The 14,583-nt window shown below is 73.5% G+C and carries 9 protein-coding genes; 4 read left to right on the top strand and 5 right to left on the bottom strand.

Annotated features, from left to right (window positions below; genetic code table 11):
• Window positions 1-194 precede the first annotated feature (194 nt).
• A complete protein-coding gene (locus tag GGD89_RS03600; RefSeq protein ID WP_184042748.1) occupies window positions 195-1,277 on the top strand; it encodes a hypothetical protein in 1,083 nt (360 codons plus the stop codon).
• Between the two features lie 11 nt (window positions 1,278-1,288).
• On the opposite strand, the gene GGD89_RS03595 is transcribed toward GGD89_RS03600, so the two are convergent.
• The 5 genes from GGD89_RS03595 to GGD89_RS03575 form a co-directional block, all read right to left on the bottom strand.
• On the bottom strand, window positions 1,289-2,914 hold the full coding sequence (locus tag GGD89_RS03595; RefSeq protein ID WP_184042747.1) for a class I SAM-dependent methyltransferase: 1,626 nt from the start codon (window positions 2,912-2,914) through the stop codon (window positions 1,289-1,291).
• Window positions 2,915-3,053: 139 nt separating this feature from the next.
• On the bottom strand, window positions 3,054-3,632 hold the full coding sequence (locus tag GGD89_RS03590) for a DUF3035 domain-containing protein (protein WP_184042746.1): 579 nt from the start codon (window positions 3,630-3,632) through the stop codon (window positions 3,054-3,056).
• Window positions 3,633-3,763: 131 nt separating this feature from the next.
• Window positions 3,764-4,315 carry a signal peptidase II gene (lspA, locus tag GGD89_RS03585; RefSeq protein WP_343058528.1) on the bottom strand — a complete coding sequence of 184 codons (552 nt, stop codon included), beginning with the start codon at window positions 4,313-4,315 and terminating at the stop codon, window positions 3,764-3,766.
• 6 nt (window positions 4,316-4,321) lie between these two features.
• On the bottom strand, window positions 4,322-7,159 hold the full coding sequence (ileS, locus tag GGD89_RS03580; RefSeq protein WP_184042745.1) for an isoleucine--tRNA ligase: 2,838 nt from the start codon (window positions 7,157-7,159) through the stop codon (window positions 4,322-4,324).
• A 3-nt stretch (window positions 7,160-7,162) separates the two neighbouring features.
• Window positions 7,163-8,131 (bottom strand): bifunctional riboflavin kinase/FAD synthetase, encoded by a 969-nt coding sequence (locus GGD89_RS03575; protein WP_184042744.1) that lies wholly within the window; start codon window positions 8,129-8,131, stop codon window positions 7,163-7,165.
• A gap of 293 nt (window positions 8,132-8,424) precedes the next feature.
• Between GGD89_RS03575 and GGD89_RS03570 the strand changes: the two genes are divergently transcribed.
• From GGD89_RS03570 to GGD89_RS03560, 3 genes are all read left to right on the top strand, one after another.
• Window positions 8,425-9,375 carry a DUF58 domain-containing protein gene (locus GGD89_RS03570; protein ID WP_184042743.1) on the top strand — a complete coding sequence of 317 codons (951 nt, stop codon included), beginning with the start codon at window positions 8,425-8,427 and terminating at the stop codon, window positions 9,373-9,375.
• Between the two features lie 157 nt (window positions 9,376-9,532).
• On the top strand, window positions 9,533-12,328 hold the full coding sequence (locus GGD89_RS03565; RefSeq protein ID WP_184042742.1) for a DUF4159 domain-containing protein: 2,796 nt from the start codon (window positions 9,533-9,535) through the stop codon (window positions 12,326-12,328).
• Window positions 12,328-14,403 (top strand): hypothetical protein, encoded by a 2,076-nt coding sequence (locus tag GGD89_RS03560; protein ID WP_184042741.1) that lies wholly within the window; start codon window positions 12,328-12,330, stop codon window positions 14,401-14,403. Before GGD89_RS03565 ends, GGD89_RS03560 begins: the two co-directional genes overlap by 1 nt.
• Window positions 14,404-14,583: the final 180 nt, after the last annotated feature.

Below are 14,583 nucleotides of genomic sequence, written 5' to 3'. Positions count from 1 at the left end.
CGTTCCGTCTTTCCACTTGACGGACGCGGTTCGTTTTGCACCTTCTTGGAGAGAACATAAGATGAACAAACATCGGCGGAGCCGCGTGCCGCATGACCCGACAGGCCCGGAGGGCGTGGGGCGCCGCCGCTGGTGTCCGATCGTCGTCCGGCGGTTCGCCCGCCGCGTCCACACCCGCAGCCAGGATGATCACCATGCCGCTGTCCGCGTTCCCGTCCGTGCCGGTCCATGTGTCCGCTTCCCCGTCACCGCGAGCCGCCGGGACCGGCGCGGCGTCCCCGTCCGCGTCGTCGGGGCGCGGGGGTGTCCTGGCCCTGCCGGTGCAGGCCCGGGTCCTGCTGGCCGACCTGATGCGGGCGGCGGAGGCCGGCGCGCCGTGTCCCAGCAACTTCACGCTGATGGACTGCCTCGGCGTCGCCAGCCCCGACGGCGTGCGCAAGGCCATGGAGACGCTGCGGACCGCCGGCCTGATCACCCTGGAGACCGAGGGCCAGCGCCGCCGGGTGACCATCCGCGCCAGCGGCGCGCGCACCGACTGGTCGCGTGGCCGGGGACACTCGCGCGCCGGGGCCGCCTATGCGGACGGCTGGGAGAACGGACAGGACGCCATCCTGCTGCGCCTGGCCCGGGAAGGACTGGATCTCGCCACCATGGCCACGCGGCTCGGCCGGACCCCGTCCAGCGTGCGCCACCGCCTGCGCCGCCTGCGCGCGGCTGGCGCCGGCGCCAGCCCGGAGCCGGCGGTCGCGCCGCTCCCCGCCGCCGCCGACCCCGCCGACCCCGCCGACCCCGCCGGAGCCGGGGGAGGGACGTGCGGGACCCGGGGTGAGGCGGGCGCGGCTCCCGTGCCGCTCTCTCCCGTGCAACGCCACATCATCACCACCGCCGACCGCCCGGAGGCGGAGCGGGCCCAGATCGCCGCCTTCCTGGCCGCCGGCAAGGTCCGCAAGCTGCCCCCGGCCTACGCGGGTGAGGTGCGCGGCGGCCGCTCCCTGGCCGGCGTGGCGCCGGTGAGTCCGCTGGCTCGCCGCCTGCTGGTGACCATGGATGGGCGGGCGCGCGGCACCGGTGACCTGGCGGCGCGCGGCCGGCTCGATCCCCTGCTGATGCCGGAGCTGCTGCGGGAACTGAGCGACGCCGGACTGATCACCGGGCGCCGGCGCAACGGCTGCATGATGTACCGCCGCCCCCCGGAGAGCGAGCCGGCGTTACGGGCCATGGGCCTGACCCGGCCCACCGAGCGGGAAGACGCCGGCGGTGCCAGGCCCCGCCCATGACCGATGGGGTCTCACGCCAGGGTCAGCACGCCCAACTGGACCAGCCGCGAGACCCAGCCGTCGGCGAACAGGGCATCCAGTTCGGCGGTCAGCAGGGCGTGGGCTTCGTCGCCCGTCAGGGCGCGTCCGTCCTTCCGGGGACCCTGACCGGCGGCGTCCAGGGCCTCCAGGGTCCAGGATGGCGCGGCGGCGCGACCGGCGGTGCACAGCCCCAGCAGTACCCAGGCGCGCGCCGCGGACAGGTCCACCACGGCGCCGGCGGCGGGGGCGGCCAGGGGCACCCGGGGCGCCACCATGCCCAGGCGCCGGCAGGCGACGCGGTTGAACGCCAGCGGCATCGCGAGCGGCGCATCCGCCAGGCTGGCCGGATCGGGCGGGGGCGATGGCGTCCAGTCTGGCCGGGGCGCCATCGGCTCCACCAGGCGGGCGGCGGCCAGCATGCGGGTGATCTCGCGCCCCAGGGCCGGATCCCCGCCATGCGCGGCATCGGGCAGCGGCTGGCCCGGGGCGCGGTTCCAGTGGGCCATGGCGTCGTCGAAGGGCGGCCCGTCGAAGCGGACGCGCACGCCGCCGAAGGGCACGTCCCGGTCCAGGACCGACACCGGTTCGATCGCGCCGAAGCGCAAGCCGTCCTGGGCCGCGTCCCAGGCGGCCGCGTCGGTCAGCGGCGCGCCCTTGACATAGACGTCCCGGCGCAGCGTTTCATTGCGCAGGAAGTCCCGCCGCGCCTCGAACTCGGCGCGGCTGCGCGACTCGGCCAGCTCGGTATGCAGGGCCTCCGGCGCGCACAGGTCGATTATGTTCAGGAACAGCTCGGCGCGGCCCACGAACTGTCCGCCCCGCGCCTCCAGCATCGTGCGCACCTCGTTGAAAGCGAAGGGGCGCAGCACGGCATTGAAGTACTCGTGCGCGACGTAGGTCAGGCGGTCGTCGCGCATCTCGTCCACCGCCCGGCCCAGCGCCGGGTGATCGCGGAAGAACGTCGCGCCCCCGGCCCGCAGGCGCCGCAGCCAGACCACCGCCGCCTCCGCCCGGGCGAGGCTGTCGCCGGTGACGTCGCGGGTCACGTTGACCATCATGTCGCGCATCATGCGATGCGCCGCCCACCCGGGCAGCGCATCGTAGCTGATCATCATCAGCCCGTTCGGCTTCAGGGCCGCCATGACGCCGTCCAGCAGACGCGCGCGGGTGGTGTCGTCGATCCACGAGATCACGCCGTGAACGACGGCGAAATCCAGCGGCGGCAGGGGCTCGGACAGGGCGGCGGCGTCGCCGGCCCGAAAGCGCACATTCTTCAGGCCGGCATCGCGGGCCAGGGCCTCGGCGAAGGCCACATGGGCGGGGTTGAGGTCCACGCCATGGAAACGGCCGCGCGGAAACGCCGCGGCCAGGGCCAGCGCCGAGACCCCGTGCCCGCACCCCAGATCGCACCAGGTGAAGCCGTCGTCCAGCGGGCGCGGGGCAAAGCCGTTCAGCGCCGCCACCGTGTTCAGCCAGGCGGGGCCGTGATCGGGAAAGAACTCGTACAGGTAACCGGCGTCACGCAGGTAGCCGCCCGCCTCGCCACCGGGGGCGGAGGCGCCGCCGGCCGCATCGGCTCCGGCGGGGCGGGCGTCGGGATCCGGCGAGACGGGCATGGGCAGCCACTCCATGAAGGCCAGGCCCGGGACCGTCGGACCCGGGACGCGCAGCCGTCGGGCAGGCCGGACCTCGGACGGCCGGATCCGGCGCGGTCCCGGAGCCTCCGGGCGACGGGACGCGACCGGCGATCGGTGGTCAGAACAGGCCTTCCAGAATACCCCGTTCGCGGCGCTCGATCGTGGGGGTGGCGCCGGTTGTCGGCGGCCGCCCCAGCGCCTGATTCTCGCGCAGGCGCCGGCTCTCCGCCACCGGGTCCAGTTCGGTCCCGTACGTATCCGGCTCGCGCCAGAACTGGAGGATCTCGGTGAAGCTTCGGCCTTCCGACGCCAGGGAACTGGTTTCCTGGTCGACGATCCGGCGAATGTTGGGGATGGCGCGATCGGAGCCGGCCTGTTGCAGCAGGGCCTGTTCCCCGGGGGACTGGCCGCCGGTCAGGGGGCCGCTGGTGACGATCGGGCCGCCGCCCAGGATGGCCGGGCCGCCGGTGATCACGCGGCGCGCCTGATCGCGCGTCGTACCCTCCTGCGGGCGGGGCGCGCCGGGTTCCGGTGGGCGCAGGCTGAAGTCCGGCGGCAGGCTCAAGGGAGCCCGGGTGACCACGGCGAATTCGTCCGGCGCGGCCTTTTCCAGTCCCAGGGCGCGTTTCGGATTGTCGCAGGCCGCCAGGCCCGAGGCCAGTCCCACCGCGACCGCCGCCGCCATCCAGGCTCGCATGTCCACGCTTCCCCTATTCTTGTCTTCGGCCACTGCCGTCCTGTGCTCGGCCACAGCCGTGTTGTCCCCAGCCATCCGCCGCCGGTCCGCGCCGATCCGATCGTTGCACGACCGTTGCCGCAAGATTTAGGCTATTTTTTGCGCACGAACAAGGCGTCGAGGACCATCAGCACGGCGCCGACGGTGATCGCCGCGTCGGCCACGTTGAAGGCCGGCCAGTGATAGCCTTCCCAGTGCAGGTTGACGAAGTCCATGACCGCGCCATGCACCAAGCGGTCGATGGCATTGCCGATGGCGCCCCCGATGAGCATCCCCAGCGAGATCGACAGCATGCGCGTTTCCGCCTGGCGGAGCCAGAAGGTCAGCGCCGCCACCACCGTGGCGGCGATGGCGGTGAGGATGAAGGGGGCCCAGGGCGAGCCCGAGGAGAACAGCCCGAAGCTCACGCCGCGATTCATGACCGAGACGAGGCTGAGGAAGCTGGTGACGTCCAGGCCGCCATAGGGCGGCGGCTGGATCCCCACGAACACGATGTACTTGGTGATCTGATCGGCGACGGCCACGATGGCCGCCGTGATCAGCCCGACCCGCAAGGGCCGGATCGGGGGGGCGTCGGCCGGTCCGCCGGGCGCGGGGCCGGGGTGTCCCCGGGGCGGTCTGGGGTGTGCGTTGCCGTCCTTCACCGTGCGCTACTCCGCTGCCACCGTCATGCGCCCGACCACCGTGTCGCAGCGGCGGCACAGGCCGTCATGGGCATGGGTGCCCACGTCGGGAAGCACCTTCCAGCAGCGTTGGCACTTCTCGCCCTCGGCCAGCGCCACCACCACCGCCACGTCCGGTTCGCCCTCCAGGCGGAAGGCGTCGGCCGGCGGGGTTCCCTCGGCGATCAGGGTGATGTCCGAGGTGATGCACAGGTCGGCCATGGGCAGGCCCGCGCAGGCGCTCACCACGTCGGCCGGGGCGTGCACCGTCGGATGCGCCTGCAGGCTGGCGCCGAGTCGCTTGGCGGCGCGGGCCTGCTCCAGCGCGCCCGTCACCGCCCGGCGCAGGGCGCGGACCTTGGTCCATCGCTCCGCCAGCGCGTCGTCGCGCCAGGTGTCGGGCACGATCGGGAACGTCTTGTCGTGGACCGTCTCGTCGTCCGCCCCGTCAGGGTCGCCGTGGCGGGCCAGCCATGCCTCGTCGGCCGTGAAGCAGATGAACGGCGCCAGCCAGCGCACCAGGTGGTCGTAGACCAGGTCGAGGACGGTGCGCGCGGCGCGCCGGCGCGGGTCGTCGGCCGCGTCGCAGTAGATGCTGTCCTTGCGGATGTCGAAATAGAACGCCGACAGGTCGTTCCCGCAGAACTGCAACAGTTCCTGGAACAGGGTGTGGAAATCGAAGTCGTGGATGCACCGGCGGGCCAGCCGGTCCAGGTCCCACAGCCGGTGCAGCACCCAGCGTTCCAGCTCCGGCATCTCCGCCACCGGGACCCGCTCGGCCTCGGTGAAGCCGTTCAGGTTGCCCAGCAGGTAGCGCAGCGTGTTGCGCAGGCGGCGATAGCTTTCGCCCACCTGCTTGAGGATCGACAGGCCGAAGCGCAGATCGTTGGAGTAGTCGGCCGAGACCACCCAGAGGCGCAGGATGTCGGCGCCCATGTCGTCCCACACGTCCCGGGGCGAGATCACGTTGCCCTTGGACTTGGACATCTTCTCCTCGCCCTTCTCGTCGAGGATGAAGCCGTGGGTCAGCACCGCGTCGTACGGCGCGCGGCCGCGCGTGCCGCAGCCGACGAGCAGCGAGGAATGGAACCAGCCGCGGTGCTGGTCCGAGCCCTCCAGGTACAGCGAGGCGGGCCATTGAAGGTCGTCGCGCGCTTCCAGCACGTAGGTGTGCGTGGCGCCGCTGTCGAACCACACCTCGACGATGTCGGTGATCTGGTCGTAGTCGTCGGGCGCGTAGTCGTTGCCCAGGAAGCGCGTCTTGGCGCCCTCGCGGAACCAGCAGTCCGAGCCCTCGGCGGTGAAGGCGTCGGCGATGCGGTCCAGCACCGTTTGATCCCGCAGCGGCTCGCCGCTGGCCTTGTGCACGAAGATGGGCAGCGGCACGCCCCAGGCGCGTTGCCGCGAGACACACCAGTCCGGCCGAGTCTCGATCATCGAGCGGATGCGGTTGCGTCCCGTGCCCGGCACCCAGCGGGTGGCGTCGATGGCCGCCAGTGCCGTCTCCCGCAGGCCGGTCTTCTCCATGGAGATGAACCACTGCGGCGTGTTGCGGAAGATCAGCGGCGCCTTGGAGCGCCAGGAGTGGGGATAGCTGTGCCGCAGGCTGCCGTGCGCCAGCAGCGCGCCGACATCGGTCATGGCGTCGAGGATGGCGGGCGCGACCTTGAAGACGTGGTGACCGGCGAACAGCGGCACATGGTCCAGGTACAGGCCGTCGCCGCCCACGGTGTCGGGAACGGCGATGCCGTGGGCCACGCCCAGCCAGTAGTCGTCCTCGCCGTGGCCGGGGGCGATGTGGACGAAGCCGGTGCCCTGGTCCGTGGTCACGAAGTCGCCGGGCAGGGCGGGGACCGGGAAGTCGTAGCCCTTGCCGTGCCACGGGTGATGGCAGACGGTGCCGGTCAGGTCGCGGCCGGGGAAGCGGTGGGCGATCTCGTGGTCGGTGATGCCGGCGTCCTGGCAAAGCCGCTCCGCCAGGTCGGCGGCCACCACCAGGCGCTCGCCCGGGCGCGCCAAGCTGTCCTCGGCGGCGGCGGTGACTCGCAGGACCACGTATTCGATCGCCTCGCCGTAGGCGACGGCGCGGTTGCCGGGCATGGTCCAGGGCGTGGTGGTCCAGATGACGATGCTGGCGCTTTCAAGCGCCGCCATGGGGGCCCTGTGGATCGGAAACCGGACCCAGATGGTGGTCGAGGTGTGGTCGTGGTACTCCACCTCGGCATCGGCCAGCGCGGTTTTCTCCACCACCGACCACATCACCGGCTTGGCACCCCGGTACAGGCTGCCGTTCGTCAGGAACGAGCCGAGTTCCCGCGCGATCTGGCCCTCGGCGGCGAAGGCCATGGTGGTATAGGGGGACGTCCAGTCGCCGATGACGCCAAGGCGCTGGAACTCCTCGCTCTGGATGGCGATCCACTTCTCGGCGAACTCGCGGCATTCCCGGCGGAACTCCACCGGGTCGACGTCGTCCTTGTTCTGGCCGCGCTTGCGGTACCCTTCCTCGATCTTCCACTCGATCGGCAGGCCGTGGCAGTCCCAGCCGGGCACGTAGTTGGCGTCCTTGCCCATCATCTGGTGGGCGCGGACGATCACGTCCTTGAGAATCTTGTTGAGCGCGTGGCCCATGTGCAGGTGGCCGTTGGCGTAGGGCGGGCCATCGTGCAGGATGAACTTCTCGCGACCCCGGGACTGGTCGCGCAGGCGGCGATACAGGTCCATGCGCCGCCAGCGGTCCAGAATCTCGGGTTCCTTCCGGGCCAGTCCGGCCTTCATCGGGAAGGCGGTCTTGGGCAGGAAGACGGTTTTCTTGTAGTCCACGCTCATCGCTCAGACCTTCGCTGAGAGCAGGCGGCGCGCGGCGTCCGCGTCCGCGCCGATCTGGGCCTTGAGAGCCTCAAGGCCGTCAAACTTTCGTTCCGGCCGCAGGAAGGCGACCAGCCGCACCCGAAGATGCTGGTTATAGAGGTCGCCGTCAAAGCCGAACAGGTGCACTTCCAGAAGCGGGTCCGTGGCATCGAAGGTGGGGCGGCGACCGTAGTTCGCCACCGCGTCGTGCCACACCGTCTCGGACCCGGCGTCCACGCCGGCGCGCGCCGCGTAAACCCCCAGGGCGGGGCGCAGGTAGTCGCCCAGCCGCAGGTTGGCGGTGGGGAAGCCGATGGTGCGTCCGCGCGCGTCGCCATGCTCGACCCGGGCCTCCACCTCCCACGGCTGGCCGAGCACATCGGCGGCCTCGTCCGGCCGGCCGGCCACCAGGGCCTCGCGCGCGCGGGTGGACGACAGCACCCGGCCGTCGGTGTCGGTGACGGCCGGGACCGTGGTCACGCCGAAGCCCAAATCCGCCGCCATGGTCCGCATCAGGTCGGCGTCGCCGCGCCGGCCCCGGCCGAAGCGATAGTCCTTGCCGATCACGACGTGACGCACGCCGAGGTTCCGGGCCAGCACCGTCTCCACGAACCATTCGGCCGGATGGCTGGCGAAGGTGTGATCGAAGTGCTGGACGTAGAGGAACTGCGCCCCCAGATCCTCGACTCTGCGGGCCTTGGTGCGCAACGCCGACAGCGCGAACGGCGGCGCGTCGGGCTGGAACAGGCGCCGGGGGTGGGGATCGAAGGTCATCACCCCCATGGGCATCGCCTGGGGGCCGTCGCCGCCGCCGGTTCCGCCCCGCGCGATGTCGCGGGCGGTGCCGATGACCGCCTGATGCCCGCGGTGCACGCCATCGAAGTTGCCCAGCGCCACGGCTCCGCCGCGACAGTCGGGCGGGACTTCGTCATGATGGCGCAGGATGCGCATGGCGCGGCGGGGCTCCTGAAAGAGTGGCACGGGGGCGACGGAAAGGGAGCCCATGGGTAGGCGATCACGTCCGGCCGCGCAAGGCGCAATGCGGCCCGTCGCCCCGGCATCGCCCGCCGTGTTCGGTCGCGGGGGCTTCCCAACGCCCGGCGATGCGACCACATCGTGGACACCTTTGCCCGGCATGGTCCCCCCCCCGGGCCGGATCGGGTAGCCCCGGTCCGGTGACCACGACACGGGTCTCCGACCGCGTGTCGTCATGACCAAGACCCATGGTTAAGGATCTGCTTGTCATGCCCTCGTCTGATCGACGCCCCGGCGAGCATGCTCGCGATCGGCCCCCCGCCGCGTCCGCCTCGGGCGCCCTGGACCGGGCCGAGCCGCTGGCCGCCGCCCTGCCGCCGCTGCTGGTCGAGGCCGAGCGCGTGGCCGCTGCCGTCGCCCAGGGGCTGCACGGACGGCGCCGCGCCGGGATTGGCGAGACCTTCTGGCAATACCGCCGCTACGAAGCCGGTGACCGGCCGCAGTCCATCGACTGGCGCCGCTCGGCGCGGGCCGACCCGGTGTTCGTCCGCGAGCGGGAGTGGGAGGCGGCGCAAACCGTCTGGCTGTGGGCCGATGCCTCCGGCTCCATGGACTACGCCAGCGCCCGGGGCGTGCCGCGCAAGGCCGAGCGTGCCGCGCTGCTGGCCCTGGCCCTGGCGGTGATGCTGGAGCGGGCGGGCGAGGGCTTCGCGTTGCTGGACGCCGACCCCCTGCGCGCGCGGCCTGCGGGCGGTGGACGTCCCGCCCTGCATCGGCTGGCCGAGGCCCTGGTCCGCGCGCCGGCGACCGCCACCGCCGGGCCGCCGGCCGCGCCGGTGCCGAGACACGCCCAGGTCGTGCTGATCGGCGACTTCCTCGCCCCGCTGCCGGAGACGGCGGCGCGGCTGCGCGGGCTGGTGGACGCGGGCGCGCGCGGTGTTCTGGTTCAGGTGCTCGACCCGGCCGAGGAGGCGTTTCCCTTCCGCGGCCGCCTGCGTTTCGACGGCCTGGAGGGCGAGGAGGGCTTGCTCGCCGACCGCGCGGAGGCGCTGCGGACCGCCTACCAGGAGCGCCTGCGGGACCATCGGGCGGGACTGGCCGCCCTGGCCCGCTCGGCCGACTGGCGGCTGCTGGTGCACCACACCGACCAGCCGCCGACGCCGATGCTGATGGCCCTGTATCTGGCGCTGTCCGGCGGACGGGTCCCGAAGGCGTGGTAGGGTGGCGCGGTCGACTTGGGGTAGAGTCGTGGGGGCGCGTTGAAAGACGCGGCGAGACGTCGAAAGGCCGGGAAGACAGGGTGGGCAGGGAAGACAGGGTGGGCAGGGTAAGGCGCATGGTCGGAGCGGAGATGGGACCTGAACGGAGCGCGGCCGCATGCTGACGGTGGGACCACTGGCCCTCACGGCCCCCTGGGTGTTGCTGGCGTTGGGGACACTGCCGCTGCTGTGGTGGCTGATGCGGGCGACGCCGCCGGCCCCGCGCCGGACGGCCTTCCCGGCCGTGCGTCTGCTGCTGGGGTTGCGGGCGGATCAGCCGACGTCGGCGCGCACGCCGTGGTGGCTGGTCCTGCTGAGGCTGGTGATCGCGACGCTGATCGTTCTCGGGCTGGCGGGGCCGCTGTTGAACCCGGATCCCGTGGCGCGCGGGCAGGGGCCGCTGCTGCTGGTGGTGGACGATACCTGGGCGGCGGCGCCCACCTGGGCGGCGCGGCGGGCGCTGCTGCTCGACCTGACGGAGCGCGCCGGGCGCGACGGCCGGCCCGTGATGCTGCTGCCGACGGCGGCGCCTGCGCCGGTGCCGGGAACGGAGGCGGTTGCCCCCCCACCGGTATCCCCCCTTGAACCCATGCGGGCCGACGCGGCGGCCACCGTGCTGCGGGCGCTGCTGCCTCGGCCCTGGGGGAAGGATCTGGCGGCGGCCCGGGCGCGGCTGGAGGCGGCCTCCGCTCCCCCCGGGGCGGTGGTGTGGGTGCACGACGGGCTGGCGGCGCCCGGGACCGGTGCCCTGGCCCGGCATCTGCGGACCCTGGGGCGGGTGGCCGTGCGCGTCGCCGACCCCGGCTCGGCGCCGCTGATTCTGCGGCCCCCCGTGTCCGAGAGCGACGGGACGGTGCGGGTGACGCTGCACCGGCCCGAGGGGGGACCGCTGCCGCCGCGCGTCGTGGGGCTGCGGGCGCGCGACGACCAGGGCCGCGTGGCGCTGACCGCCGGGGCCGCCTTCGCCGCCGACGAGCCCACGGCGGCCGTGACCTTGGATGTGCCGGCCGAACTGGCCGCCGATCTGGCGCGCCTGGACCTGGAGGGCCTGCCGGGCGCGGGCGGCGTGGTGTTGCTGGACGACACCTGGGCGCGGCGGCCGGTGGGTCTGGTCAGCGGTGACGCCGCCACCGGGGCCGCGCCGGTACCCCTGCTCGACGAGACCCACTACCTGCGCCAGGCGCTGGCGCCCCATGCGGCGGTGCGCGAGGGTGCGCCCGGGGACCTGCTCCGGCGCGATCTGTCGCTGCTGCTGATGACCGACGGCGCCCGTCCGGCGCCCGGGGCCGTGGAGACGCTGCGGGCCTGGGTCCGGCGCGGCGGGACGCTGGTGCGCTTCGCCGGGCCGCGCCTGGACGCCCTGCATCCGGACCTGCTGCCGGTGCGGTTGCGGGCGGGCGAGCGGGCCATGGGCGGGGCCCTGTCCTGGACCACGCCGGGCCGGCTGGCCGGCTTCACCGAGGACACGCCCCTCGCCGGGCTGGCGGTGCCCGACGATGTGACGGTGACGCGTCAGGTGCTGGCCGAGCCGTCGCCGGATCTGGCCGCGCGCACCTGGGCGCGCCTGGGCGACGGGACCCCGCTGGTGACCGCCGCGCCGCTGGGCCGGGGGCGGGTCGTTCTGGTGCATGTGACCGCCGACCCGCGCTGGTCGTCGCTGGCCATGTCGGGGGTGTTCGTGGACATGCTGCGCCGCCTGGTGGACAGCAGCCGGGGCGTGGTGGCCGGTGGCCAGGGCGAGACCGGCGCCGCCGCCGAGAGCCACCTGTCGCCGCGCCGGGTGCTGGATGGGCTGGGGCGCCTGCGCGACCCGGACCCGGGCGTGCGGTCCCTGCCGCTCGCCGTGCTGGACGATCCGGTGGTGGACCCGGCCCACCCCCCGGGCCTGTACGGCCCGGTGGGCCGGGAACGGGCCTTGAACCTGGGCGCGGCGCTGGACCCGCCGCGCGCGCTGACGGCGGCGGACCTGCCGGGCGACGTCGCCCGGGGGCCGCTGGCCGGCCCGGTGGTCGAGCGGCCCCTGAAGCCGCCTCTGCTGACGGCGGCGCTGGTGCTGGCGATGGTCGATCTGCTGGTGAGCCTGGGCCTGCGGGGTCTGCTCGTCCCCCGCCGGCCGCCCGGGCGCGCGCGCGGCGTCGCCCCGCTGCTGGCGGTGGCGGTTGCCGCGGGCGCCCTCTTGCCGCTGATGCCGGGCCGGGCCGAGGCCCAGCAGGTGAGCGGACGGACCGATCCGGGCCTTGCCCTCACCCTGGCGGCCGCCCTGGAGACACGGCTGGCCTGGGTCAGGAGCGGCGATCCGGAGGCCGACCGCGTCGCCGAGGCCGGCCTGGGGGCCCTGACCACCGTGCTCGCGCGGCGCACCTCCGCCGAACTGGCCGAGCCCATGGGCGTCGACGTGGCCACCGATCCCCTGGTGGCGTTTCCGCTGCTCTACTGGCCGGTGCTGCCCGGTCAGGGCACGCTCACGGCGGCGGCGCGGGCGGCGGTCAACGACTACCTGCGGCACGGCGGCATGATCCTCATCGATGTCCAGGAGGGTGGCGACCCCGCCGTCCTGCTGCGGGGCGTGGACGTGCCGCCGCTGATGCCGCTGCCCGAGGACCATGTGCTGACCCGCAGCTTCTACCTGCTGGACCGGTTTCCCGGCCGGCGCGACGGCGAGACCGTGTGGGTGGAACGCGACCCGGTCACCCATGACGGGGTGTCCTCGGTGGTGCTCGGCCGTCACGACTGGGCCGGGGCCTGGGCCATGGACGCCGAGGGCCGGCCGATGTTCGCCACCGTGCCCGGCGGCAACCGCCAGCGGGAAATGGCCTACCGCTTCGGCGTCAACGTGGTGCTCTATGCGCTGACGGGCAACTACAAGGGCGACCAGGTCCATTTGCCGGCGATCATGGAAAGGCTGACGAACTGATGACGGCCTTCACCGATATCACCCTGGCCCCGCTGCTGCCGCCGGCCGCGCTGATCGCGCTGGCGGGGGCCCTCGTGCTGCCGACGCTCTGGGGGCTGTGGCGCCGCGCGCGGGGCATCGTCGTGCGGCTGCTGCCCGGGGTGGCGCTGCTGCTGGTGCTGGCCAATCCGCAGTGGCTGGTCGAGCGACGGGCGCCGCTGTCCGACGTGGCGGTGGTGGCGGTGGACGACAGCGCCTCCAATCAGTGGGGGGACCGGCCGGCGCGCACCGAGGCGGCGCTGTCCGACCTGCGCGCCGCCCTGGAGCGGCAGCCGGACCTGGAGGTGCGCTGGGTGCGGGTCACCGACGGCCCCGGGGACCAGGGAACCCGCCTGCTGTCGGCCGTGGCCCGGTCGCTGGCCGACGTGCCGGCGGATCGGCGCGCGGGGGTGATCGCGCTGACCGACGGGCGCGCCCATGATCCCCGGGCGCTGACCGCCGAGGGGCTGGGCGCGCCCCTGCACGTGCTGCTGACCGGTGTTCCCGATGCGCGCGACCGCCGGCTGGTGGTGGAGGCGGCACCGGGCTACGGCCTGGTCGGGCGGCCCGTGGACGTCACCCTGCGCCTGGAGGATCCGGCGCTCGCGGCGGGGGAGCCCGTGCCCGTCGCGGTGCGCGCGGATGGCCGCGACCGGGGAACGGTGACTTTGCCGGCCAACCGCGCCGAAACCCTGACCCTGCCGCTCACCCATGCGGGCGACACCGTCTTCGAACTGGTGGCGCCGGCCGTGCCCGACGAGATCACCGACCGCAACAACCGCGCGGCGCTGTCGGTGTCCGGGGTGCGCGACCGCTTGCGGGTGCTGCTGATCTCCGGCGAGCCGCACGCCGGCGAGCGGGTCTGGCGCAACCTGCTGAAGGCCGATCCCGGGGTGGATCTGGTGCACTTCACCATCCTGCGGCCGCCCACCAAGGACGACGCCACGCCGCTGCGGGAACTCGCCCTGATCGCCTTTCCCATCCGCGAGTTGTTCCAGGACCGCCTGTCAAGTTTCGACCTGATCATCTTCGATCGCTACAGCCGGCGCGGCCTGGTGCCGCGCACCTATCTGGCCAACGTGGCCGACTATGTGACGGAGGGCGGGGCGCTGCTGCTGGCGGTGGGGCCGGAGGCCAGCGATCCGATCAGCCTGACCGACTCCGCCCTGTCCGAGGTGCTGCCGATCGGTCCCGCCCGCGCGGTGGTGGACGAGGTGTTCCGCCCCCTGCCCACCGACGATGGCCGCCGCCATCCGGTGACGGCCGCCCTGCCGGGCCTGGACGACGGCCCGGACGGCACGCCCGGCTGGGGCCGCTGGGCGCGGGTGATCGAGGTGACGCCCACCGACGGCCGCACCGTGCTGACGGGCGCCGAGGGGCGGCCGGTGCTGCATCTGTCGCGTCGCGGCGAGGGCCGCGTGGGCCTGCTCCTGAGCGATACCATCTGGCTGTGGAGCAAGGGGTTCGAGGGCGGCGGTCCGCAGGCGGAACTGCTGCGGCGGCTGGCCCACTGGCTGATGAAGGAGCCTGAACTGGAGGAGGACGCCCTGGTCGGCCGCGCCGATGGGGACCGCCTGGAGATCACCCGGCGCGGCATGAATCCCGAGTCCCTGCCCGAGACGGTCACGGTCACCGGCCCGGACGGCGCGGCGCGGGCGGTGCCGCTGGAGACCACCGCCGACGGGCGCGCAACGGCGATCGCGGCGGTGGACCGGCCCGGCGTCCATGTGCTGGACGACGGCACGCTGACCACGGTGGTGGTGGCCGGCACGCCCAACCCCCGGGAGACCGACCGGGTGACCGCGACCGAGGCCGTTCTGGGACCACTGGCCGAGGCCAGCGGCGGCGGTGTCGCCTGGCTGGCGACCGAGGGCCTGCCGGCGGTGCGGCGGGTGGGGGCGGACAGCGCGGCCAGCGGCGGCGGCTGGATGGGCTTGCGCGCCAACGGCACCTATGCGGTGCAGGGCGTGGACCAGCGGTCGCTGTTGCCGGCGTGGCTGGCCGTGCTGCTGGTGCTGGGCGGGTTGGGTCTGGCGTGGTGGCGCGAGGGACGGTGAGGGGTGTTTCCGTTCGCTAGCAGTCTGTCGGATTTGGGCGGGCTCGGGTAGAATCGGTCTATGGCTCAAGTCATCAGGATCGGGCGATGGCGAACTTCATCTCGGACGATCGCACACAAGCGCTTTTGTTGCCGCCGGACCTTCGGGAGTGGGTGCCGGACGATGACATGGCGCACTTCA

Origin of the sequence: Roseospira visakhapatnamensis, from assembly GCF_014197915.1 — a bacterium.
In the GTDB taxonomy this organism is placed as follows: domain Bacteria; phylum Pseudomonadota; class Alphaproteobacteria; order Rhodospirillales; family Rhodospirillaceae; genus Rhodospira; species Rhodospira visakhapatnamensis.
Note: the sequence above shows the minus strand (reverse complement) of the source record. Positions and strands in the feature narration are given on the sequence as shown.

Coding starts and splice junctions, on each gene's coding strand:
- GGD89_RS03600 (WP_184042748.1), top strand. CDS start 195: ATGCCGCTGTCCGCGTTCCCGTCCGTGCCGGTCCATGTGTCCGCTTCC.
- GGD89_RS03595 (WP_184042747.1), bottom strand. CDS start 2,914: ATGCCCGTCTCGCCGGATCCCGACGCCCGCCCCGCCGGAGCCGATGCG.
- GGD89_RS03590 (WP_184042746.1), bottom strand. CDS start 3,632: ATGCGAGCCTGGATGGCGGCGGCGGTCGCGGTGGGACTGGCCTCGGGC.
- ileS (WP_184042745.1), bottom strand. CDS start 7,159: ATGAGCGTGGACTACAAGAAAACCGTCTTCCTGCCCAAGACCGCCTTC.
- GGD89_RS03575 (WP_184042744.1), bottom strand. CDS start 8,131: ATGCGCATCCTGCGCCATCATGACGAAGTCCCGCCCGACTGTCGCGGC.
- GGD89_RS03570 (WP_184042743.1), top strand. CDS start 8,425: ATGCCCTCGTCTGATCGACGCCCCGGCGAGCATGCTCGCGATCGGCCC.
- GGD89_RS03565 (WP_184042742.1), top strand. CDS start 9,533: ATGCTGACGGTGGGACCACTGGCCCTCACGGCCCCCTGGGTGTTGCTG.
- GGD89_RS03560 (WP_184042741.1), top strand. CDS start 12,328: ATGACGGCCTTCACCGATATCACCCTGGCCCCGCTGCTGCCGCCGGCC.